General features: G+C 70.0%; 21 protein-coding genes and 1 riboswitch. Of the genes, 7 read left to right on the top strand and 14 right to left on the bottom strand.

From position 1 onward, the window contains the following. Nucleotides 1-120: 120 nt before the first annotated feature. Nucleotides 121-1,302 carry an MFS transporter gene (locus E1288_RS08275; protein ID WP_132482918.1) on the bottom strand — a complete coding sequence of 394 codons (1,182 nt, stop codon included), beginning with the start codon at nucleotides 1,300-1,302 and terminating at the stop codon, nucleotides 121-123. 73 nt (nucleotides 1,303-1,375) lie between these two features. Next, a complete protein-coding gene (locus tag E1288_RS08270; RefSeq protein ID WP_132482915.1) occupies nucleotides 1,376-1,972 on the bottom strand; it encodes a TetR/AcrR family transcriptional regulator in 597 nt (198 codons plus the stop codon). A gap of 160 nt (nucleotides 1,973-2,132) precedes the next feature. On the opposite strand from E1288_RS08270, the gene E1288_RS08265 reads away from it, so the two are divergent. Both E1288_RS08265 and E1288_RS08260 read left to right on the top strand, forming a co-directional pair. Continuing rightward, a complete protein-coding gene (locus tag E1288_RS08265) occupies nucleotides 2,133-2,528 on the top strand; it encodes a hypothetical protein (protein ID WP_132482913.1) in 396 nt (131 codons plus the stop codon). A gap of 1 nt (nucleotide 2,529) precedes the next feature. After that, entirely contained in the window at nucleotides 2,530-3,453 is a 924-nt protein-coding gene (locus E1288_RS08260; RefSeq protein ID WP_132482910.1) for an NAD-dependent epimerase/dehydratase family protein, read from the top strand. 163 nt (nucleotides 3,454-3,616) lie between these two features. Here the strand turns inward: E1288_RS08260 and E1288_RS08255 are convergent, their stop codons facing one another. Continuing rightward, on the bottom strand, nucleotides 3,617-4,009 hold the full coding sequence (locus tag E1288_RS08255; protein ID WP_132482908.1) for a cupin domain-containing protein: 393 nt from the start codon (nucleotides 4,007-4,009) through the stop codon (nucleotides 3,617-3,619). A 51-nt stretch (nucleotides 4,010-4,060) separates the two neighbouring features. On the opposite strand from E1288_RS08255, the gene E1288_RS08250 reads away from it, so the two are divergent. After that, the gene (locus E1288_RS08250; RefSeq protein WP_132482906.1) at nucleotides 4,061-5,068 is read left to right on the top strand and encodes a helix-turn-helix domain-containing protein; all 1,008 of its coding nucleotides are present in this window, start codon (nucleotides 4,061-4,063) and stop codon (nucleotides 5,066-5,068) included. A 59-nt stretch (nucleotides 5,069-5,127) separates the two neighbouring features. Further along, nucleotides 5,128-5,556: a hypothetical protein gene (locus E1288_RS08245; protein ID WP_132482904.1), complete on the top strand. Its 429-nt coding sequence runs from the start codon at nucleotides 5,128-5,130 to the stop codon at nucleotides 5,554-5,556. Nucleotides 5,557-5,570: 14 nt separating this feature from the next. On the opposite strand, the gene E1288_RS08240 is transcribed toward E1288_RS08245, so the two are convergent. Further along, a complete protein-coding gene (locus tag E1288_RS08240; protein WP_132482901.1) occupies nucleotides 5,571-6,404 on the bottom strand; it encodes a bifunctional 5,10-methylenetetrahydrofolate dehydrogenase/5,10-methenyltetrahydrofolate cyclohydrolase in 834 nt (277 codons plus the stop codon). A 52-nt stretch (nucleotides 6,405-6,456) separates the two neighbouring features. Beyond that, nucleotides 6,457-6,552: riboswitch (ZMP/ZTP riboswitch) on the bottom strand. 117 nt (nucleotides 6,553-6,669) lie between these two features. Then, nucleotides 6,670-7,251: a hypothetical protein gene (locus E1288_RS08235; RefSeq protein ID WP_132482898.1), complete on the bottom strand. Its 582-nt coding sequence runs from the start codon at nucleotides 7,249-7,251 to the stop codon at nucleotides 6,670-6,672. Between the two features lie 14 nt (nucleotides 7,252-7,265). Here E1288_RS08235 and E1288_RS47910 point away from each other — a divergent pair, with 14 nt between their 5' ends. Continuing rightward, the gene (locus tag E1288_RS47910; protein WP_207954246.1) at nucleotides 7,266-7,856 is read left to right on the top strand and encodes a TetR/AcrR family transcriptional regulator; all 591 of its coding nucleotides are present in this window, start codon (nucleotides 7,266-7,268) and stop codon (nucleotides 7,854-7,856) included. A 276-nt stretch (nucleotides 7,857-8,132) separates the two neighbouring features. Here the strand turns inward: E1288_RS47910 and E1288_RS08225 are convergent, their stop codons facing one another. From E1288_RS08225 to E1288_RS48670, 3 genes are all read right to left on the bottom strand, one after another. Continuing rightward, nucleotides 8,133-10,961: a vitamin B12-dependent ribonucleotide reductase gene (locus E1288_RS08225; RefSeq protein WP_132482895.1), complete on the bottom strand. Its 2,829-nt coding sequence runs from the start codon at nucleotides 10,959-10,961 to the stop codon at nucleotides 8,133-8,135. 178 nt (nucleotides 10,962-11,139) lie between these two features. Continuing rightward, nucleotides 11,140-11,634, bottom strand: a complete 495-nt coding sequence (gene nrdR / locus E1288_RS08220) for a transcriptional regulator NrdR (RefSeq protein ID WP_132482893.1) — start codon at nucleotides 11,632-11,634, stop codon at nucleotides 11,140-11,142. Between the two features lie 376 nt (nucleotides 11,635-12,010). After that, the gene (locus tag E1288_RS48670) at nucleotides 12,011-12,475 is read right to left on the bottom strand and encodes a LysM peptidoglycan-binding domain-containing protein (protein WP_235883420.1); all 465 of its coding nucleotides are present in this window, start codon (nucleotides 12,473-12,475) and stop codon (nucleotides 12,011-12,013) included. A 228-nt stretch (nucleotides 12,476-12,703) separates the two neighbouring features. On the opposite strand from E1288_RS48670, the gene lexA reads away from it, so the two are divergent. Further along, nucleotides 12,704-13,429 carry a transcriptional repressor LexA gene (gene lexA / locus E1288_RS08210; RefSeq protein WP_132482891.1) on the top strand — a complete coding sequence of 242 codons (726 nt, stop codon included), beginning with the start codon at nucleotides 12,704-12,706 and terminating at the stop codon, nucleotides 13,427-13,429. A gap of 154 nt (nucleotides 13,430-13,583) precedes the next feature. On the opposite strand, the gene E1288_RS08205 is transcribed toward lexA, so the two are convergent. The 5 genes from E1288_RS08205 to E1288_RS08185 all read right to left on the bottom strand — a co-directional run bounded on the left by E1288_RS08205 (nucleotide 13,584) and on the right by E1288_RS08185 (nucleotide 18,831). Next, the gene (locus E1288_RS08205) at nucleotides 13,584-14,639 is read right to left on the bottom strand and encodes an NHL repeat-containing protein (protein ID WP_132482889.1); all 1,056 of its coding nucleotides are present in this window, start codon (nucleotides 14,637-14,639) and stop codon (nucleotides 13,584-13,586) included. Further along, on the bottom strand, nucleotides 14,636-16,003 hold the full coding sequence (gene hflX / locus E1288_RS08200) for a GTPase HflX (RefSeq protein ID WP_165968034.1): 1,368 nt from the start codon (nucleotides 16,001-16,003) through the stop codon (nucleotides 14,636-14,638). The genes E1288_RS08205 and hflX overlap by 4 nt, the downstream gene beginning before the upstream one ends. Nucleotides 16,004-16,185: 182 nt before the next feature. Next, on the bottom strand, nucleotides 16,186-17,028 hold the full coding sequence (gene dapF / locus E1288_RS08195; RefSeq protein ID WP_132482887.1) for a diaminopimelate epimerase: 843 nt from the start codon (nucleotides 17,026-17,028) through the stop codon (nucleotides 16,186-16,188). A gap of 9 nt (nucleotides 17,029-17,037) precedes the next feature. Beyond that, complete coding sequence (gene miaA / locus E1288_RS08190; RefSeq protein ID WP_132482885.1) at nucleotides 17,038-17,985, bottom strand: tRNA (adenosine(37)-N6)-dimethylallyltransferase MiaA; 948 nt, start codon at nucleotides 17,983-17,985, stop codon at nucleotides 17,038-17,040. Between the two features lie 141 nt (nucleotides 17,986-18,126). Next, nucleotides 18,127-18,831, bottom strand: coding sequence for a class III extradiol ring-cleavage dioxygenase family protein (locus E1288_RS08185; protein ID WP_132482882.1), 705 nt, complete (start codon nucleotides 18,829-18,831; stop codon nucleotides 18,127-18,129). A 352-nt stretch (nucleotides 18,832-19,183) separates the two neighbouring features. On the opposite strand from E1288_RS08185, the gene E1288_RS08180 reads away from it, so the two are divergent. Beyond that, complete coding sequence (locus E1288_RS08180) at nucleotides 19,184-20,509, top strand: DUF349 domain-containing protein (protein WP_132482880.1); 1,326 nt, start codon at nucleotides 19,184-19,186, stop codon at nucleotides 20,507-20,509. Between the two features lie 17 nt (nucleotides 20,510-20,526). Here the strand turns inward: E1288_RS08180 and E1288_RS08175 are convergent, their stop codons facing one another. Continuing rightward, a complete protein-coding gene (locus tag E1288_RS08175; protein ID WP_132482878.1) occupies nucleotides 20,527-21,246 on the bottom strand; it encodes a tyrosine-protein phosphatase in 720 nt (239 codons plus the stop codon). Nucleotides 21,247-21,318 lie beyond the last annotated feature (72 nt).

Below are 21,318 nucleotides of genomic sequence, written 5' to 3'. Positions count from 1 at the left end.
GCAGCCCGGAACTAACCGACCACAGCAGCATGAACGGGTGTCATCACGCCACGGAGTCTAGCCGGACGGCATGAGTGGCAGTGGCTCGCCAGGGCGGCCACCGCCACTCACGACTGCGGGCTACTGGCTCGCGAGGCTCGGCTCCGGGGCAGGTTGCGCCGCAGGCCGCCGCCGACGGGCGAGGTCGGGCAGGAGCGTGACGATGCCGATCGCCGCCAGGGCCGCGCCCAGCCAGAGCGGCGCGCGCAGGCCGAATCCGTCGATGACCAGCCCGCCGATCCAGGACCCGATGATCACGCCAAGCGTGATGAAGGACGAGTGCACCGTGTTGACCAACGGCCGGGCGTTGCCGGTGCGCTGCACTCGGGTGATCATCGCCGGGTTCATGGTGACCCCGACCAGCCCGATGCCGAGCATGAAGACGACCGCGGGCACGCTGAGGTGCGCCAGCAGCGCGAAGCCGACGAGGAAGCCCGCGTTCAGGACCAGCCCGCCGAGCAGGACCGGGAGCGTGTACCGGTCGGCGAGGCGTCCGACGATCGTGTTGCCGACCACCGTGGCGGCGCCGTAGGCGACGAGCAGCAGCGGGACGGCCCCGGTGCTGAACCCGGCGACCTGGGTGAGGATCGGGTTGAAGTAGCTGAAGGCGGCGAAGGTAGCGCCGATGATGAGCGTGCTGGTGGTCAGCACCATCCACAGCTTCGGCTTGCGGAACGCGACGAGCTCCTGCCGGAAGTTCCCCTCATCGCCGGCTCGCCCCAGCTTCGGCACGCCGAGCGCGGTGCACAGCGCGGCGATGACGGCGAGCGCGGCGATGGCCCAGAACGCCGCCCGCCAGCCGAACCGCTCACCGACCAATGTGGACAGCGGCATGCCCAGCAAGGTGCCGAGCATCAGGCCGTTCATCACGACCGCGATGGCCCGACCGCGCACCTCCGGGCGGGTCAGCTGCGCGCTGAGCGAGATGGCGATCCCGAAGAACGCCTGCGAAGCCACGCCGGTCACGATGCGGGCCGCCAGCATGAGGCTGTAGCCGGTGGCGGTGGCCGCGAGCAGGTTGCCCGCGAGGAAGATCGCGAACAGGGCCAGCAGCGCGAGTTTCGGGCTCATCTTCAGCAGCGCGACGGTCAGGAACGGTCCGCCGAAGGCCATCGCCGCCGCGAAGGCCGTGATGAGGTAGCCGATCTGCGGGATGGTGGCCGAAAGTCCCTCAGCCATCTGCGGCATCAGCCCGGCGACCACGAATTCGCTGGTCACCATGGCGAAGATGCCGAGGGCGAGTATGTAGACGGCGCGTGGCATGATGCTCTCCATGTTTTAGATTGATCAGTTCAAAACTTGGGCATGAAAGGACTCGCGGTGGACGAACGCGATTTCAGCGGGCCAACGCGTCCATGGCGGTTTCGGCGATGGACTCGAGGACGGCCCGATCGGCCCCGGCCTGCCCGGCGATCCGCATGCCGCCGATCACCGCGTTGACGAAGCGGGCCAGCGAACCGGCATCACGCGCGGACGCGATCCCGCCATCCCGCTGCCCCGCCTCGATCACGGCCCGCAAGGCGACCAGCCGCGCCTCGGTGTCGCGATCGAGCAGCTTCGCGGTCTCCGGATCGCGCCCGGCGAGCTCAACGGTGGAGTTGACCGTCAGGCAACCGAAGCTGCGCCCGTCGCGGCGGTTCTCCAGCTCGGTGTCGACGATCACGGCTAGCAGCGCGCGGATGCGATTCACCTCGGATCGCCCGGAATCCTCCAGGATCGCGAGCTGAACGGCCGAGGTCGTGTTGATGTAGCGGGTCAGCGCGCGCATGAACAGGTCGTGCTTGCTGCTGAAGGTGTTGTAGATGCTGCTGCGCCCGAGACCGGTCGCCTCACAGAGGTCCTGCGTGGAGGTGGCCTCGTAGCCGTTCGCCCAGAAGGTGCGCATCGCCGCTTCCAGCGCCCGCTCCTCATCGAACAACCTCGGTCGTGCCATGTGGCGACCCTACCAATTTTTGGAACACCCTGTCCAATACTGGTCGGGCGCGACACCAAGCCCGCTCGACAAGAGGCCGAACGCGGTCCTGTCACATCCGCCCGGCCGATCTCGTCTGTTGCACGAACGCCGGATTTCGCCCGACCTGGGAGGGCAGCAGATGAGAACCCGCCGACACGCCTTCATCACGACGGTCACCGTCCTGGGGGCGGTCATGATGATGATCCTCGGCGCCTGGTGCCGCTTCGCGCCCGCGAGCTTCGCGCAGTGGGCCAACTGGCCGAACCACGAGCACTTCCTCCACGACGCCGGGGTCTTCCAGATCGGCATCGGTCTGATGATGCTCGCCGCGCTGTGGTGGGGCGACGTCCTCGCCGTCGTGCTGGCGGGCTTCGCGGTCACCAACATCCTGCATGCGATCAACCACATGCTCGACACGGGCGGCGGCCGCCCGTCCGACGGGTGGTCCCTGCTCACCGTTTCGGCCATCGCCGCGGTCGCGCTCGCGGCCCGGATGCGCAGCCTGCGCCGATCGACGACCAGAACGGAGATCTGACATGAGAATCGTGCTCGCCGGCGCAACGGCAACGATCAGCTCCGAGCTACTCCCCCTGCTTCTCTCCGCAGGCCATACAGTGCTCGGCCTCACCCGCACGACCAGCGGAGCCGAACGCCTGCGCGCCGCCGGAGTCCAACCCGTGGTCGCAGACGTGATGGATGCGGACGCTCTGCTCACCGCCCTCGACGGGCGAACCGCCGACGCGGTGATCCACCAGGCCACGGCGATCACCCGCACGCCGACGTTCCACCGCGATCTCTACGCCACCGATGCACTGCGCGAGGAAGGCACGCGCAACCTGCTGCGCGCGGCGAGGAGCCTGGGCGCAACCCGTTTCATCACGCAGTCGTTCTTCCTCGGCTACGGCTGGCGCGACCACGGCCCGGCCCGCCTCACCGAGGAACACCCGTACGGGCAGCCCGGTCGCGGTGCGTTCGACCGCCACCTGCGATCGCTTCGGTCCAATGAGGACCAAGTGCTCGGCGCGGCGGGCATCGACGGCATCGCGTTGCGCTACGGCTTGTTCTACGGACCGGAGCGATCCACCCTCTCGATGATGGACATGGCCCGGCGACGCCGGCTTCCGGTGCCCCGCCCGGCGGGGACCATGCACCTCGTCCACATCGCCGACGCGGCCTCCGCGACGATCGCCGCGCTCGAACGCGGCCGCGCCGGCCAGGCCTACAACATCGTCGACGACGAGCCCGTCGGCATGGACGACTACCTCGACGCCGTGGCGGCCGCCGCCGGCGCACCCGCTCCGCGGCGGATTCCCGGCTGGCTGCTGCGCGCCACCCCCTACCTGCATTCCCTGCTGGTCGGCACGCACATCCGGCTGGACAACGGCAAAGCCAAGCGCGAGCTGAGCTGGGCACCGCAGTTCCCGACGTACCGGGAGGGCCTGCGGTCGGTAGCCGCCTGACCCGAGCCAACGTCCGCTTGTCGGCTCGCCTGACCGGGACACGGCGCCGGCCGGCGGCAGCGACGACTCGATGGACCGCTTCGCCGGAATCGGCGCATCAGCCGGGCCTCCGCCGCTGGATCGCCAGTGGGAGCGGGGAACCGAACGGCTCCCCGCTTCCCGGTCAGGCGAGTGCGTGTCCGGTGGTCGCCGTGATGTGGTCGGGGATCCGGTCGTGCCGGTCACCGACGTTCGACGTCCCGGTCGGCTCGAACATCAGGATGGACGCACCGCCGGTCGAGAACGGGCGGTGCTCGACGCCGCGGGGGACGACGAAGACCGATCCTCGGGGCAGGGTGACGACGCGCTCGCCGCTGGCGTCGCGCAGCCCGATGCCCAGTTCTCCTTCCAGGACGAGGAAGAACTCGTCGGTGTTGTCATGGCTGTGCCAAACGAACTCGCCTGCCACCTTGGCGATCCGGACGTCGTAGTCGTTGACCTGCGTGACGATCCTGGGGCTCCACAGGGCATCGAAGGCCCCCAGCGCGGCTTGCAGGTCGATCGGTTCATCACTCACGACGCGATCCTCTCCGGCGACGAGTCGTTGCGGGAGTGCTAGGAATTGCACATGCCGCAAGGATCCTCGCACCGGGTGGCCGTGATCGTCGACGAAGGCTCGAACCCGTTCGAGCTCGGCGTGGCCACGGAACTGTTCGGATTGCGCCGCCCCGAGCTGGACCGGCCGTGGTACGAGTGCACGCTTTGCTCGGCCGAGCCGGTGGTGCGCATGCACCGCGGGCTGTTCACGATGTCCGGGGTGGCCACACTGGAAACGGTCGAGGCGGCCGACACCGTGATCGTCCCGAACAGGCCCGATCCCGAGGTGACGCCCGCACCTGCGGTGCTGCAGGCCATCCGGCGGGCCGCCGAGCGGGGGGCCCGGTTGGTGAGCTTCTGCACCGGGACCTTCGCGCTGGCCGCGGCAGGCGTTCTCGACGGTCGCCGGGCGACGACGCACTGGCGGTGGGCCGAGTTGTTCGCCGCCCGCTACCCGGCAGTCCGGCTGGAGCCGGATGTTCTGTACGTGGACGACGGCGATGTCCTGACCGCCGCGGGCAGCGCGGCCGCGCTGGACCTCGGGCTGCACCTCATCCGCCGCGACCACGGCGCCGAGATCGCGAATGCGGTGAGCCGCCGACTTGTCTTCGCCGCGCACCGCGATGGCGGTCAGCAGCAGTTCATCGAGCGACCGGTCGCGGCCGTGCCGGACGCATCCCTGGGCCCGGTGCTGGCCTGGGCACAGCGACGTTTGGACCAGCCCATGGCGGTGGCCGACCTGGCCGAGCGAGCCGCGGTGAGCCCGGCGACGCTGCACCGCAGGTTCCAGGACGAGTTGGGGACCACGCCGCTGGAGTGGCTCACCTCCGAGCGCGTGGCGCTGGCCTGCCGGTTGATCGAGCGTGGCGAGCTCCGGCTCGACCGCGTGGCCGCAGCGAGCGGGTTGGGGACGGCAGCCAACCTGCGGGCCCAGATGCGTCGCCGGACCGGCCTCACGCCCACTGCGTACCGCCGGAAGTTCGGCCTCACCGCACCAACCGGCGGAGAACCCGGGCAACGAACAAATGGCGAGCGGTAGCCCCGTGCCCCGCGCTACCGTCGAGTGCACCGCCGACCGCTGCCCGTCCTGGAGAACCCGTGCCGCCTGAACGCCTCTTCGAGATCCAAATCGGCTTCTACGCGACCGAAGAAGACACAGCGCGGCTCACCGAAGGATGGACCCGGCTGCTGGACGGCCGCGCAGTGCCGTACCAGCTCTCCGTTGCGCGAAAGGAGAACTCGGCGTCGATGCCGCTAGCCGAGTTCTACGAGGACCTCCCCCGGCAATGGGGGTTCGGGCATCCTGAAGCCGACCCCGGATCCCGGCGGATCCACCAGGTCCGGGTCGGCCTGCTCACCTCCCGCCCGCAGATGGACGTCCTCCGAGACGAGCTCACCCGCGTCATCTGTCCGGACCCCGAGCACAACTCGCCCTGTTCGGTGCCGTGGGAGTCCGGCTACACCGACAGCGAGGAGAGCCCGGACACGGCCGAAGACCTGAACGAGCGGTACGGGCACCTTCGCTGAAGCCACCGGGTACGTCAGGGAAGCCCTGCCTGCCGGAAGGCCGCCTCGACGGTCTGCTCCATCAGCAGCGCGATCGTCATCGGCCCCACTCCGCCAGGGACTGGGGTGAGCAGTTGCGCCCGGGTACCGGCCTCGTCGAACGCCACGTCCCCGACGTTGCCTTCGTTGTAACCCGCATCGACCACGACCGCGCCGGGTTTGAGCCATTCGCCCCGCACGAACTCCGGCTTGCCCACCGCGGCAACGACGATGTCCGCGGTCCGCACGATGGACGGCAGATCGCCGGTCTTCGAATGGCAGACCGTGACGGTGGCATCGCGCGCCAGCAACAACATGGCCATCGGCTTCCCCAGGATCGGACTGCGCCCGATCACGACGGCATGCTTGCCACTCGGATCCACGCCGTAGGCGTCGAGGAGACGCATGATCCCCGCCGGCGTGCACGAGGCGAAGCCGTCGCGGCCGAACGCCATCGCTGCGAACGACGACGAGCCGACGCCGTCGACGTCCTTGCCGACCGGGATGGCATCGAACGCCGCGCGCTCGTCGATGTGTCCGGGAACCGGGTGCTGGAGCAGAATCCCGTGCACAGCAGGATCATCGGCCAACTCGGTGATCGCGGCGACCAACGCTTCCGTCGTGGTGGAAGCCGGAAGGGGAACGTGCCGCGACTCGATGCCGAGCTTCGCGCACCGGTTCCGCTTCATCCGCACGTAAGTAGCCGATGCCGGGTCATCGCCGACCAGAACGGTCGCCAGGCAAGGCTTTTCGCCCGTTTGCTGCTCGAATCGCACTGTGCGCTCGGCGGCGCAAGCCATGATCTCGCGCGCCGATTCGGTACCGGGCATCAGAGGGACATCAAGGGTTTCGGCCACGTTCGCGCCTCGGGCGTCGGTCTTCCGATGGCACCCAGGCGCGCGGCTGCGAGCCGACGATCAGCCGACCCGGGCCGTTCCCCGGTGGTGCTCCACCCGAACGCCAGTCACGACCCGCCCCCAGTCTAGAGGTGATTGGAGAATGGGCTCGTGGGCCGTGACCGCCTGGGCGCAGGCGCCGATTTCGCGCGACCGGGCGCCTTCGGATGGCGTTCCCGGAGCTTTCTGAAGCGACTCCTCAGCCCGCGCTGCTGGTCTTGTGGGTGGCGGCGGACCGCGCGGCACGGGAAAGCAGATAGCGAAGGGTGCAGCGGTGGACGAGAATCAGCGTCGGCCAGAGGATTCGAGCGGCCCTGCGCTGGTGCTCGACGAAGGTCGCCAGAACGATCGAGGACGATTGAGCGTGCAACACCAGGTTCGCCCGCAGTCCGATCTTCCAGAAGACCTCCAGACGAATCCATTCCGGGTGGTTCTCGCCGATCTGCCAACCCAGGACGTGCGCTGGGGATTTCGACGGGCCGAGTTGCGCTCCGAACATCGACCAGCCGATCCGGAGGAAGGCGCGGACGGGCGCCGGGGCCGATTCGAAAACCTCCCGGATCCAGCATTCGGCGTCCCGACGAACCTCCTCGCCGGCCTCGACGGCGAACGCATCCTGGTAGTCGGGGTTTCGCAACGAGGCGCGCGATCTGACATCGCCGGGGACGGCGATCGCCGTCGCCCTACCGCTCGCTGTTTCGGTACCGGTCATCACACCCGCCTTACTAGACACGTGTCTCGTAACGAGAAGAGCGTACGACCCGTACGAGACATGCGTCAATTAGTGTTTCCGGCATGGGAGCACGACGACGACTGCCACCGGATCAGCGCCGCGGCGAGCTGCTCGAAATCGGCGCGCAACTGTTCGCGACGCGGCCCTACGACGACGTGCTGATGGAGGAGGTAGCGGAGCTGGCCGGGATTTCCCGGGCCAACCTGTACCGCTACTTCGCGAGCAAACGAGACCTGTTCGCCGCGATCTACCAGCGCGCGGCCGACGAACTGCTGGAGGTGGCGAAGGTCGATCCCGCCCGCCCGATGGCCGAACAGGTGTCGGCGGGTCTGGACGCGCACATCGACTACTTCGTCGCCAACCGGCAGACCGTGCTGGCCGCGAACCGGACGCTATCGGGCGACCCAGTGATCCAGGCGATCATCGCCGACGAGATGGGGCAGCTCCGGCAACGCATCCTCAACTCGGCCGAACTCGGCGGCCTGAGCCGCGAGGTCGCATCGGCCGCGCTGCACGCGTGGCTGGTGTTCGTCCGCGCGATCTGCGTGGAATGGCTGACCAACGAGGCGTTCTCCCGCGCAGAACTGCGGGAGACGTGCCTCGGCGCGCTGCAGGGCGCGTTGAGTTCGGCCGCTGCAGCCCGTCGAGACTGATCAAGAAGAGGCGGAACAGCCACCGCGGCCAGCGGTATCCGGGCGACCTCGGTGGTCGTCTATGGGTGATCGCACCGAAATCGCCTGGCCCGCCCGGACCTTTGCAGCGCGCCCGTCGAGTGTGAGAGCGAGGTTCGCGGTCACGTTCCGGCCGGTCGAGCCCAGTCCCAACGCACGCGAAAGGGGAGCCGACCGAATCGGCCGACTCCCCTTCCAGCACCTTCACGCCTTGGCTTCAGGTGCCCGATGTTGTGCTATTCGCGATGAATCCCGACCTCAGCTGCAGCCGGAGGTCGAACCGCAGCCCTCGCAGAGGTAGCAGGAGCCCGACGGACGCATCTTGGTGCCGCAGGTCATGCACAGCGGCGCGTCCGCGGCCTTGCCCAGGCGCAGCTCCAGCAGCTCGGTCGAGCTGCCCGCCCGCTGCTCCTCGGCCTTCGACTCCGCAGACTTCTTCGAGTAGTCCACAGTGGAACGCATCGTGTCCAGCTCGACGGCCGCGTCCTGCCCGGCCGGCGCCACATCGGTGCCGTTGACCTGCGCCTCCCGCTCGTCGACGGTGAAGACGCCCAGCTGGGCCCGCTTCTCGTAGGGCAGGTAGTCCAGCGCGAGCCTGCGGAACAGGTAGTCCAGCACGCTGCTGGCCATCCGGATGTCCGGGTCGTCGGTCATCCCGGCCGGCTCGAAGCGCAGGTTCTGGAACTTCGAGACGTAGAACTCCAGCGGGATGCCGTACTGCAGACCCACCGAGATCGACATCGAGAAGGCGTCCATGACACCGGCCAGCGTCGAACCCTGCTTGCCCAGCTTGACGAAGATCTCGCCCAGCCCGTCGTCCGGGTACGAACCGGCGTGCAGGTAGCCCTCGGCGCCGCCGACGGTGAACGACACCGTCTGGCTCGGGCGCTTCTTCGGCAGGCGCTTGCGGACCGGGCGGTACTCGATCTGCTTCTCGACCGCCTTCTCCGACTCGCCCTTGTCGCCCTTGCCCGCCGACAGCGGCTGGCCGACCTTGCAGTTGTCGCGGTAGATCGCCAGCGCCTTCAGGCCCAGCTTCCAGCCTTCGAAGTACAGCTGCTCGACCTCTTCGATGGTCGCCGACTCCGGCATGTTCACCGTCTTGGAGATCGCGCCGGAGATGAACGGCTGCACCGCGGCCATCATCCGCACGTGGCCCATCGGCGCGATCGAGCGCTCGCCCATCGCGCAGTCGAAGACCTCGTAGTGCTCCTGCCGCAGGCCCGGCGCGTCGACCACGTGGCCGTGCTCGGCGATGTACTCGACGATGGCCTCGATCTGCTCGTCCTGGTAGCTCAGCGCCTGCAGCGCGCGCGGCACCGTCTGGTTGACGATCTGCATGGAGCCGCCGCCGACCAGCTTCTTGAACTTGACCAGCGCCAGGTCCGGCTCGATGCCGGTGGTGTCGCAGTCCATCATCAGGCCGATGGTCCCGGTCGGGGCCAGCACGGAGGCCTGCGCGTTGCGCCAGCCGTTGCGGGCACCGACCTCCAGGCCCTCCTGCCACACCTTCGTCGCCAGCTTGTGCACGGCGGCGTCGTTGCGGTGGTAGGTGCGGACCAGGTCGTTGGCCGCCGCGTGCTTGCGCATCACGCGCTGGTGGGCCTCGGCGTTGCGGGCGTAACCCTCGTACGGGCCGACCACGCCGGCCAGCTCCGCCGACCGCTTGTACGCGGTGCCGGTCATCAGCGAGGTGATCGCCGCCGCCAGCGCGCGGCCGCCGTCGGAGTCGTAGGCGTGGCCGGTCGCCATCAGCAGCGCGCCCAGGTTGGCGTAGCCGATGCCCAGCTGCCGGAACTTGCGGGTGGTGTCGCCGATCGCCTCGGTCGGGAAGTCCGCGAAGCAGATCGAGATGTCCATCGCGGTGATGACGAACTCGACGGCCTTCTCGAACAGCTCGGCGTCGAAGGTCAGGTCATCGCGCAGGAACTTCAGCAGGTTCAGCGAGGCCAGGTTGCAGCTGGAGTTGTCCAGGTGCATGTACTCCGAGCACGGGTTGGACGCGGTGATCCGGCCCGTCTCCGGCGAAGTGTGCCAGTCGTTGATCGTGTCGTCGTACTGGATGCCCGGGTCCGCGCAGTCCCAGGCGGCCTTCGCCATCTTGCGGAACAGGTCGCGGGCCTGCACCGTGTCCAGCACCTCGCCGGTCATCCGGGCCCGCAGGCCGAACCGGCCATCGCTCTCCACCGCGCGCATGAACTCGTCGGAGACGCGCACCGAGTTGTTGGCGTTCTGGTACTGCACCGAGTTGGAGTCCGCGCCGCCGAGGTCCATGTCGAAACCGGCGTCGCGCAGCGCGCGGATCTTGTGCTCCTCGCGCGACTTGGTCTCGATGAACTCCTCGATGTCCGGGTGGTCGACGTCCAGGACCACCATCTTCGCCGCGCGGCGGGTCGCACCGCCGGACTTGATGGTGCCCGCGGACGCGTCCGCGCCGCGCATGAACGACACCGGGCCGGACGCGGTGCCGCCGGAGGACAGCAGCTCCCGCGAGGAGCGGATGCGGGACAGGTTCAGGCCCGCGCCCGAACCGCCCTTGAAGATCAGGCCCTCTTCCTTGTACCAGTCGAGGATCGACTCCATCGTGTCGTCGACGGACAGGATGAAGCAGGCCGACACCTGCTGGCGGGAGTTGGTGCCGACGTTGAACCACACCGGCGAGTTGAAGCTGAACACCTGGTGCATGAGCATCCAGGTCAGCTCGTGCTCGAAGATCTCGGCGTCGGCGTCGGTCGCGAAGTAACCGTGCTCGACGCCCGCCGCGACGTAGGTCAGCACGACGCGGTCGATGAGCTGCCGGAGGCTGCTCTCCCGCTCGTCGCTGCCCACCGCGCCGCGGAAGTACTTGCTGGTGACGATGTTGACGGCGTTCAGCGACCAGAAGTCGGGGAACTCGACCCCGCGCTGTTCGAAGTTGACCGACCCGTCCCGCCAGTTGGTCATCACCACATCGCGGCGCTCCCACTTGACCTCGTCGTAGGGATGCACCCCCTCCGTGGTGTAGACGCGCTGCACCCGGATGCCCTCGCGGGCACCTGCTGCCGACTCCCCCGATGCGCCGGCCGGGCTACCGACGGTCTCTGTCATGACCTGACCCTCTTCCTTCTTGATCGCGCGCGTGTCGCTCGCTCGTCGTGCTTCGTCGGCCCCGTCCGGGCTCCCCGTCCGGTTCGGTCGTGCCTCAATCCTCAGCGGCGCCCCACCCTGGGCCGCCGGCTGACGCTTTGCGTTTCCGCCCCCTCGGCGGGGCGTCCGCCGACGCGGCTTACTCACGGCCGGTCTCCGCGTTCTGCTCCGCACCGGCCTGCGCGGCGCGGCGCGCCGCGCGCAGGTCGGCGATTTCCTTCTCGAAGTCCTCCACCGAGGAGTACGCCCGGTACACGCTCGCGAACCGCAGGTAGGCGACCTCGTCCAGCTCCCGCAGCGGCCCCAGGATCGCCAGCCCCACCTCGTGACTGGGCAGCTCGGAGACCCCGAGGGACCGGACCGTGTCCTCCACCTGGTGCGCGAGCTGCTGCAGCGCGTCCTCTTCGACGGGGCGCCCCTGGCAGGCGCGCCGCACGCCGCGGACCACCTTCTCGCGGCTGAAGGGCTCGGTGACGCCGGAACGCTTGACCACCGAAAGCACCAGCTCCTCGATGGTCGTGAACCGCCGACCACACGTCGAGCACGATCGCCTGCGCCGGATCGCCTGGCCTTCCTCGACCTCGCGCGAATCGACGACCCGGGAGTCCTCGCCGCGACAGAACGGGCACCGCACCGGCCCTCACCCCCTTCCCCAGCTTGGCCGCGACCACACCTCGGCGACCGTCGACCAACTCACCGTCCGTGGGCGCTCGAACACCCTACAAGCCCAACCTATGGACTAAATACACGGACGTAACTACTAGATGTTGTGGTCGACTCTAATCCGCGGCGTACCGCGACGCAAACCCGACACGCCCTCGCCGCGCGCCCGGCCGGCGCCGAGCGACACCGCCCGCGAGAACCCGCTGGTCGCCGCCGAAGCACGGCCCCGGACCCCCGGGCACCGGGCCGCCACCGGCCGGCATCACACCGACGACGACCGCCCGAGGGTGCCCGGCAGTCGATCGATCACCGGTCGGCGCCACCCCCGGCACCGGCCCGGGCACCGATCAATCGCCGACCGGGACCACCAACAGGCGGCCCGCCTCGAGGGCGGCCTCGTCCAGCCCGTTGAGCTCGACGATCTTCGCGACCACGGCGCGCGGGTCGCTGTCCGGCGCCACCCGGCCCGCGATCCCCCACAACGTGTCCCCGGCGTGCACTTCGACGACCGCGTTGCCGCCCGCCACCGGCGCGTCGCCGAGCCCGAAGAACCCCATCAGCATGACAATGAGGAAAGTGAAGACCGCCACCGAGGTCAGCCAAAGCCACTCGCCGCTCCGGCGAGCCCGGCCGCACGCCGCGCCGGACTCCTCGGCCGGCGAATCCGGCGCGCGGAAGACGACGCGACCAGGCGCCCGCCGGACGCCGTGGCGCGGCCGCGGCGCCGCGACCGACTCGCCCGCCTGCCGCCGGTCGGCGACCTCCCGCTCGACAGGACGCGCCCGCCTCGCCGCATCGATGAACGTGGTCATGACGCCTCCCGCACCCGAGATCATGATCGAATGAATGTTCGATCGAACCTGCGTGCGATTGTGTACTACGAGCACACCGCAAGGCGAGACTTAAGGCCCAAAATTAACTCGAACAGGTGTTTGATCTCTGGGTTTCTCGCGTCTACTGTGGAAATCGGGCGGACCGACACTCCCCCGCGATCAGCACCGCAGTTCACACGGAGCAGTTCACACGGACAGGAGGCAGCGGTGGCGAGGAATGCGACCGGCTCGATCAAGGGCCGCGTACAGGACGTCAAGGACGACGACTCCCGGGCCGACGTGCACACCCTGCCCGAGCAGCCCAGCGGGACCGACGAGCTCAGCGACCGCCAGCTGAAGGTGCTGGAGGCCATTAGGACGTGGATGCGCGAGCACGGGTATCCGCCAAGCGTCCGCGAGATCGGCGACGCCGTCGGGCTCACCTCGACGTCCTCGGTGGCGTACCAGCTCCGCGTGCTGGAGCGAAAGGGCTACCTGCGCCGAGATCCGCACCGACCACGCACCGTCGGCGTGCTCGTCGGCGGCGAGCCCGACTCCCCCGAGATGGCCGGGCAGGCCAAGCCCGCGTACGTGCCGGTGGTGGGCCGGATCGCGGCCGGCGGCCCGATCCTGGCGGAGGAGTCCATCGAGGACGTCTTCCCGCTGCCGAAGGAGATCGTCGGCGACGGCACGCTCTTCCTCCTCAAGGTCGTCGGCGACTCGATGGTGGACCTCGCCATCACCGACGGCGACTGGGTCGCCGTGCGCCAGCAGCCCGACGCGGACAACGGCGACGTCGTGGCCGCGATGATCGAGGGCGAAGCGACCGTGAAGACGTTCAAGCGAACCGACGACCACGTGTGGTTGATGCCGCACAACCAGGCTTACGAGCCGATCCTCGGCGATGACGCGGCGATCCTGGGCAAGGTCGTCGCGGTGCTGCGACGCCTCTGAGCTTCAGGCAATCGGCGCCCCCGCTGGACGCTCGCTGCGGGATTCCCGGGCTCGACATGAGCCGGCGAATCCCGCAGCGGCGACGGAGAGCGCACGCCGGTAGTCACCCTGCAATCGATGGAAGTGCCCGCGAAGGCCGCTCGGGTCGGCGGTTCTAGCGCGCGCGGCGGCGCAGCCGACGGGTCACGAAGATGAGCAGTCCGGACAACGCGGCCGCGAGGAGCAGGGCCTGCCCCGCGGACATCCCGGTACCGCCCGGGGCGGCTGGCGGCTGCGCCTGGTCCGCGTCGCCGCCCGGCGGCGGAGCCGCGGTGCCTTCGCCCTGCGCACCAGGCGTTCGAGCGGCCGCCTCGACTCCGCGGATGTGGCGGACCGGCTGGTTCCCTTCGGACCCGGACAGCAACGCACCGTCCGGTTCCCAAGCGATCGCCTCGCCCTGCTGCTCGTTCGGCAACGGGATGCGCAGCGGTTCGCGCTGGAATGCCGCGACCAGGTCGCCGTCCGGCGCTTTGTACACGTACGCCTCGGTGTAGGTGCGGATGGCGACCATCGTGCCGTCGTGGCTCACGGACCCGCCCGTCACTAGCACCGAACCGAACGCGCCGCGCACCGGACCGCCCGGGGTTTGGGTGGAGCGCAGTGAGATCGAAGCGACCTGCTCCAGCGGCACGGTGCGGTCCGCTGCCAAGGGAGCGCTCGGGCGGTAGACCCCGGCAACACCCAGCGGTTCCTTCGTGACGATGTGCGGCACGCCCGTCCGGTCGAGCAGCAGCGCTTCCGCGTCGTGCGGCCCGTCCGGGTAGGTGAGGTGGTACAGCGTCGCGCCACCGCCCGGCGGCATCACGTGCAATCCGATGTTGTCCCGGCGGCGGCGGTTGTCCCCGGTGTCGGCCAGCCAGAGCGATCCGTCGGGCCCCAGCGCGAGGTCTTCGACGTCGTACGGATCGTTGGAGGCCGTCCGGACCCCGCGGACCGAGCAATCGGCCGGGTCGAGCACGAACACCCGCAGCGAGCTGCCGCCATCGCTGATGGCGTACCAGGCGGAACCGTCCGACGCGAGGCCGGACAGTTCGGCTAGGCGCTTGTCCCCGACACGGCACTTCTCGACCGGTGCGGGCGGCTGCTCAGCGGCGGCGGCCGGAACCAAGCCCGACGCCACCGACAGCAGCAGCGCGGCGACAGCCGCACCACCCGCACCGGCAGTGCTCACCCGATTCCCACGAACGGCTGGAGCGCGCTGGCCAGGTCCGGCCGGACCTTCGCGCGGATCCTGGTGCCCTCCGGGGTGTGCTCCTCGTCGACCACTTCGCCGTCCGCGTGCACCCGCGCCACGAGTTCGCCGCGGGTATACGGCACCAGCGCGTCGACGAAGACGTCGGGTCGGGGCAGCCGCTCGGCGATGGCCTCGCGCAGCTCCTCGATGCCCTTGCCGCTTCGCGCGGAGACGAACACCGCGGCGGGCAACAGCCGCCGAAGCTCGGCCATCCGGGTGGCGTCGACCGAGTCGATCTTGTTGACGACCAGCAGCTCCGGCGGCATCGCCGTCTCGTGGTCCTCGGAGATCTCGTTCAGCACCTCGCGCACCGCCGCGACCTGCTCGTGCGGCGAGGCCTCGGAGCCGTCCACGACGTGCACCAGCAGGTCCGCACCGCCGACCTCTTCGAGGGTCGAGCGGAAGGCCTCGACCAGCTGGTGCGGCAGGTGCCGGACGAAACCGACCGTGTCGGTCAGCGTGTATTCGCGGCCGTCCGGCGTGCCCGCCCTGCGGGTCGTCGGGTCCAGGGTGGCGAACAGCGCGTCCTCCACCAGCACCCCGGCGCCCGTCAACGCGTTGAGCAGGCTGGACTTCCCGGCGTTGGTGTAGCCGGCGATGGCCACGCTGGAGACCTCGTTGGATTCGCGCCGACCGCGCTTGGTGCCGCGCACCGTGCGCATGGCGGCGAGTTCCTTGCGGAGCTTGGCGATGCGCTTGTGGATGCGCCGCCGGTCGGTCTCCAGCTTGGTCTCACCGGGACCACGGGTGCCGACGCCGCCGTTCGCCCCGGCCCGGCCACCGGCCTGCCGGGACATCGCCTCACCCCAACCGCGCAGGCGCGGCAGGAAGTACTGGAGCTGGGCGAGCTCGACTTGCGCCTTGCCCTCCTTGGACCGGGCGTGCTGGGCGAAGATGTCCAGGATCAGGGCGGTCCGGTCGACCACCTTGACCTTGAGCTTCTCCTCCAGCTGCCGCAGCTGGCCGGGCGAGAGCTCACCGTCGCAGATGACGGTGTCCGCCCCGGTGGCGACGACGATGTCGCGCAGCTCGCGGACCTTGCCGGAGCCGACGTAGGTGCCGGGGTCCGGGCGGTCGCGGCGCTGGATGATGCCTTCCAGCACCTGCGAGCCGGCGGTCTCGGCGAGCCGCGCAAGCTCGTCCAGCGACGCGTCGGCGTGTGCCGCGTCGCCGTCGGTCCAGACTCCGACCAGCACCACGCGTTCCAGGCGGAGCTGGCGGTATTCGACCTCGGTGATGTCCGCGAGCTCGGTGGACAGCCCGGCGATCCGCCGCAGCGACGCACGGTCTGCGCGCTCCATCTCGCCCGTGGAGGGTTCCGCAGTGAGGATGGGGTCGTATTCGTCGGGTTCGACCGCGTCGCGGTCTGGCTCGGCGGACCAGGTCAGGGAATTTTTCATATCAGAACCATTGTCCCACGGTCCGCGACCGATTTTCACGTGTCGCGCCCGCCATTACCCGTTTGCACTGTTGTGACGCCCACCTACGGCCGCTGCCACCAGGTGGGATCGAGGTTCCCGCGCGCCACCAGCACGGCTGGGCCGGTGAGCGTGGAGGTCGTCGCGGTGACCTCCACCTCGACGGTACCTCCCAGGACGTGGACCACCCGGCGCCCGGTTTCCGCGCCGGCCGCGCGCAGGGCCGCGACCGTGGCGGCGACCGTGCCGGTGCCGCAGGAGCGGGTTTCGCCGACCCCGCGCTCGTGCACGCGCATCTGGATGTGGTCGCCCTCGAGCGGCCGGACGAACTCGACGTTCACGCCGTGCGGGAAGAGGTGGTGGTCGTGCGGCGGCGCCGTCTTCAGGTCGAGCTCGGCGAGGTCCACGTCGCCCACGCAGGCCAGGTGCGGGTTGCCGACGTCCACCGCGACTCCCGCGAAGGAGTGACCGGAGGCACTGGTGGTGGACTCGCCGAAGATCTTGGCCTGGCCCATGTCGACCGTGACCCGGCCGTCGTCGTGGATCCGGACCGGTCGAACGCCCGCGCGCGTGCCCACCGGCAGCTCACCGGGGGCGGCCAGCCCGGCGTCGACGAGGTAGCGGGCGAACACCCGCACGCCGTTGCCGCACATCTCGGCGATCGAGCCGTCGGCGTTGCGGTAGTCCATGAACCACACGTCGGCCGGCACGTCGGCTGGGGCGTCCTCCAGCGCACCGGCGCGGATCACCCGCAGGACGCCGTCCGCGCCCAGGCCTCGGTGCGGGTCGCACAGCGCCTGGACCCGCTCGTCGGTGAGGGCGAGCTCGCCGTCCGGGTCGGGCAGGATGATGAAGTCGTTCTGGGTGCCGTGGCCCTTGACGAACTCGGGGCCCTGGGAGGAATGCACGGGGCCAGTCTACGTTCGCCCGGACGGCTCTTGACGCTCAGCCGTGCCCGAGGTCAGCAGCGCTCGGACGTCGGTGGCCAGGGTCGGGGCGGCGGCGTCGAACCAGTGGATCCGCCCGTCCCGGCGGAACCAGGAGCGCTGCCGCCGGACGAAGCGGCGGGTGAGCTTCGCGGTCTCGGCCGCGGCGGCGGCCATGTCGCCCGCCCCGTCGAGCTCGGCGAGCACCTGCTGGTAGCCGAGCGCGCGGCCGGCGGTGCGGCCTCGCCGGAGTCCGAGCGTTTCCAGCTGCCGGACCTCGTCGACCAGCCCGGCGTCGAACATGCTGGTGACGCGCCGGTCGACGCGGTCGTCCAGGTCCTCGATCGGGCGATCCAGGCCGATCAGCACCGCGCCGTAGCGGGGCGGTCCGGGCTTGGGCAAGTTCGCCGAGAACGGCCGGCCGGTGATCTCGATGACCTCCAGCGCCCGGACGATGCGGCGACCGTTGCTGGTCAGGATGGCTTCCGCGGCCACCGGATCGAGCTCCCGCAGCCTCCGGTGCAGTTCGTCCGGGCCGACCCGCGCCAGCTCCTGCTCGTACTTGTCCCGCACCTGGGCGTCCGTGCCGGGGAACGACAGGTCGTCGACGACAGCCTGCACGTAGAGGCCGGAGCCGCCCACCAGCACCGGCGTCCGGCCGCGGGCGAGGACGTCTTCGACGGCGCTGCGCGCCTGCTCCTGGTAGGCCGCCACGGAGGCGGCCTCGGTGACGTCGAGGACGTCCAGCAGGTGGTGCGGGATGCCGCGGCGCTCCGCCTGCGACAGCTTGGCCGTGCCGATGTCCATCCCGCGGTAGAGCTGCATGGCGTCGGCGTTGATCACCTCGCCGTCGAACGCCGCGGCGAGCTCGATGCCGAGGTCCGACTTGCCGGTGGCGGTGGGACCGACGATCGCCACCAGATGCGAAAGGGACTGCACCCCTCGACCTTAGAAGCGCCTGCCCGGCCTGCCGCACTGCGGTCCGCCCGGCTCCGGACCGGTCGGCCAAGGGCCGTGAGTGTTCTGGGGCGCTATGGCACCCCAAAACGCTCACGGGTGGTGACCAGTGGCAACACCTGTTCAGGCCGTGCGGGTCCAGGTCGCCACGTGGTAGGTGACGCCGAACGGAGTGGCCGAGTACAGCAGTTCGCCGCGCCAGGTTCCGCCGGTGGCCGCTACGACTCCGGGCAGAGCCTGGAGCGCGGCCCGACCCGCGACGCCCAGCTCTGCGCACAGCTCCGGCTCCAGCGCGAGCAGCGCGTTCGTGTCCACATCGGCCAGCGCGGCGCGGATCTGCTCGTCGACCGGCTTGGCGCGCTCGTCCGGCGGGTACGGCGAACGCTCGTCGGAGCGGTTGGTGCCGTCGGCGAGCACCAGGAGACCGACGTCTTCCGCCGCCAGCTCGGTGCCGAGCCGTTGGCATTCGTCGGCCGGTGCGTCCGGCGCCAGCAGGTGCGTCGTGACCGTCCGCGCCCCTGCTTGCTCGCGCAACAGGCCCGCGATCAGCGCAGGCAGCGGCAGCCGCGGATCCGGGGTGCCGGCGCCGCCGAGCGTCACCGGGACGTCGACACCGAAGCCCGCGAACGTGCCCGCCGCTTCCGGCCCGAGCACCACCGGTCCCGACTGATCTACGCCAAGGGCCACCCATTCGGCGGCAGATTCAGTCAGACTGGACACGGCGCGCAGACAGGCGCCCCGCAGGCTAGCGGTTTCCGGGTCGGCCCGCACGGTCAGTTCGGGAACCAGCAACGGCGGGTAGGGCACCACAGCGACACGGGTGATCACACCTGTGCACGGTAGAGGTCACGGGCGAGTTGGCTGGAGCAGGGAGTCGCAACCGGCGGCAGGACACGGCGCGGGTTTCCCGCCCCCTGCCCGCTGCGACCGAACCGGTGCCTGATGACAATGAACCCGTGCAGGTCACATGCCCGGCCCGGTCACCACGTCGCGCGGCACGCCGATCCGTCGGCGAACCGAATCCGCGACGGAGTACCGATTCGCGCCCTGACCTGTTTGAATGCGCCAGCGGAGGCCGGACCACCGAACGGTTCGGGTCGACGCTTGCTGGGCCCCGCCGATGCGGGGCGCCCGTGCCGGACACGGGCATCGGAGCGGGCACGCAAGGAGGAAGCCGGCCATGACGCACCAGGACACGACCCCCGAGGCAGTCGCCAACAAGGCGGCCGCGGACTCGACCACCAGCACCACCGGGTCACCCACGGCTGCGCCCGCGGTACCGACCGCTTCCGCAGATCCCACCAAGTGGGGGCGGGTGGACGCCGATGGCACGGTGTACGTCCGCACCCCCGACGGTGAGCGCGCGATCGGTTCCTGGCAAGCCGGTGATGCGGCCGAGGGCCTGGCCCTCTACGCGCGCAAGTTCGACGACCTGCTCACCGAGGTCGAACTGCTGGAGACCCGGCTGGGCACCCACGCCGGCGAGCCGAAGCACACCCTGACCAGCGCGAAGCACCTGCACGAGTCGCTGGCCGAAGCCGCGGTGATCGGCGACCTGGCGGCGTTGACCGCCCGGATCGAGCACCTGCTGGCGCGCGCCGAGCAGGCCGTCGAGGGCGCGAAGCACGAGAAGGAACGCGCCCGGGCGGACGCGATCGCGCGCAAGGAGGCGCTGGTCGTCGAGGCCGAGGAGATCGCCACCGAATCCACGCACTGGAAGAGCGCCGGTGACCGGCTGCGCCAGATCCTCGACGAGTGGAAGAAGATCCGCGGCGTCGACCGCAAGACCGACGAGCAGCTTTGGCGCCGGTTCTCGAAGGCGCGGGACGCCTTCAGCCGCCGCCGGGGCTCGCACTTCGCCGAGCTGGACCGGCAGCGCGCGGCGTCCAAGGCGCACAAGCAGGAGCTGGTCGAGGAAGCCGAATCGCTGACCGAGTCCACCGACTGGGGCGAGACCGCCAACCGCTACAAGCAGCTGATGGCCGACTGGAAGGCCGCCGGCCGCGCCCCGAAGGACAGCGACGAGGCGCTGTGGCAGCGCTTCCGCGCCGCGCAGGACCGGTTCTTCAGCCGCCGCTCGGAGGCGTTCTCCGAACGCGACGCCGAATTCGCCGCGAACGCCAAGCTGAAGGAAGAGCTGCTCGTCGAGGCCGACCAGATCGATCCGTCCGCCGACCTCAAGTCCGCGCAGGCCCACCTGCAGCGGATCCAGGAGCGTTGGGACGAGATCGGCAAGGTGCCGCGGGAGCGGATGCGGGAGCTGGAAGGAAAGCTGCGCACGGTCGCCGACCGGGTGCGGTCGGCAGCCGACGCGCAGTGGCGGCGCACCGACCCGGAGGCGCAGGCCCGCGTCGACCAGTTCCGCGACCGGGTGGAGCAATTCGAGGCGCAGGCCGAGAAGGCCCGCACAGCGGGCGACGAACGCCGTGCGAAGCAGGCGGAGGCGCAGGCCGCGCAGTGGCGCGAGTGGCTGGAGGCTGCGGAGCACGCGATCGCCAGCCGGTAGGCGTTTCGCTCGCGCCGTCAGGCGGGCGGCGCGAGCAGCCTCGCCCAGAGGGCGTCGAGGTCGGCGTCGGCGCAGCCGCCGGCGCGCAGGTGCTGCTCGGCGTCGAAGGCGTCGAGCGCCGAGTGCAGGACCTCGTGCTTGGTGGTGCCGTGTTCAGCGAGCGCTTCGTCGATGAACGGTTCCTGGTCGGGCTTGCCGAGCCGGTGGAACATCGGCCGCAGCCGGTCGTGGCTGAGCTGGTGGTCGGCGACGATGTCGTCGGTCGCCACCCCCGCGAACGCGAGCAGCACCAGCGCGATGATCCCGGTGCGGTCGCGGCCCGCAGTGCAGTGCACGAGCACCCCACCGGGTTCGGCGTGCGCGATCGCGCTGACGACCTTGGCCGTGCGGTCCGGGAAGCGGTCGAGGAACGGCCGGTAGTACAGCGGCGTGCCGTGCAGCCGGTTGCCCCAGTTCCCCCAGAACTCGGTGTCGTGCACCGGGTTCAGCGGCATCTTCAGGCTGTTCAGCCCCGGTGGCCTCGCCGCGATCTCGGGCAACGACTCGCCGTCGTCGGTCAGGTCCACGACGGTGCGGACGCCGTGCTCCCGCAGCTGCGCCCAGCCCGCTTCGGTCAGGAACGCCGGGCTGGCAGAGCGCACGACCGCGCCCCGGCGGATCTTGCTACCCGCCGCGGCGGGTAGCCCGCCGAGATCGCGGATGTTGTAGCCGCCGTCCCAGGCGAGGTCTCGTGGCATGCCGCTGAGGCTATGAGCCGGATCAGACGATCATCGCGGTCCCGGCCGGAAACCTCGGCGGAATCCCGATCC

Source organism: Saccharopolyspora elongata (assembly GCF_004348985.1).
GTDB lineage: Bacteria > Actinomycetota > Actinomycetes > Mycobacteriales > Pseudonocardiaceae > Saccharopolyspora > Saccharopolyspora elongata.
The sequence above is the reverse complement of the archived record's forward strand: the minus strand, read 5'-3'. Positions and strand labels throughout refer to the sequence as shown.

What these genes read in the sequence shown, in the direction of transcription:
- E1288_RS08275 (WP_132482918.1), bottom strand. Translation starts at nt 1,302, where the DNA reads ATGCCACGCGCCGTCTACATACTCGCCCTCGGCATCTTCGCCATGGTG.
- E1288_RS08270 (WP_132482915.1), bottom strand. Translation starts at nt 1,972, where the DNA reads ATGGCACGACCGAGGTTGTTCGATGAGGAGCGGGCGCTGGAAGCGGCG.
- E1288_RS08265 (WP_132482913.1), top strand. Translation starts at nt 2,133, where the DNA reads ATGAGAACCCGCCGACACGCCTTCATCACGACGGTCACCGTCCTGGGG.
- E1288_RS08260 (WP_132482910.1), top strand. Translation starts at nt 2,530, where the DNA reads ATGAGAATCGTGCTCGCCGGCGCAACGGCAACGATCAGCTCCGAGCTA.
- E1288_RS08250 (WP_132482906.1), top strand. Translation starts at nt 4,061, where the DNA reads ATGCCGCAAGGATCCTCGCACCGGGTGGCCGTGATCGTCGACGAAGGC.
- E1288_RS08240 (WP_132482901.1), bottom strand. Translation starts at nt 6,404, where the DNA reads ATGCCCGGTACCGAATCGGCGCGCGAGATCATGGCTTGCGCCGCCGAG.
- E1288_RS47910 (WP_207954246.1), top strand. Translation starts at nt 7,266, where the DNA reads ATGGGAGCACGACGACGACTGCCACCGGATCAGCGCCGCGGCGAGCTG.
- E1288_RS08225 (WP_132482895.1), bottom strand. Translation starts at nt 10,961, where the DNA reads ATGACAGAGACCGTCGGTAGCCCGGCCGGCGCATCGGGGGAGTCGGCA.
- E1288_RS48670 (WP_235883420.1), bottom strand. Translation starts at nt 12,475, where the DNA reads ATGACCACGTTCATCGATGCGGCGAGGCGGGCGCGTCCTGTCGAGCGG.
- hflX (WP_165968034.1), bottom strand. Translation starts at nt 16,003, where the DNA reads ATGGAGCGCGCAGACCGTGCGTCGCTGCGGCGGATCGCCGGGCTGTCC.
- E1288_RS08180 (WP_132482880.1), top strand. Translation starts at nt 19,184, where the DNA reads ATGACGCACCAGGACACGACCCCCGAGGCAGTCGCCAACAAGGCGGCC.
- E1288_RS08175 (WP_132482878.1), bottom strand. Translation starts at nt 21,246, where the DNA reads ATGCCACGAGACCTCGCCTGGGACGGCGGCTACAACATCCGCGATCTC.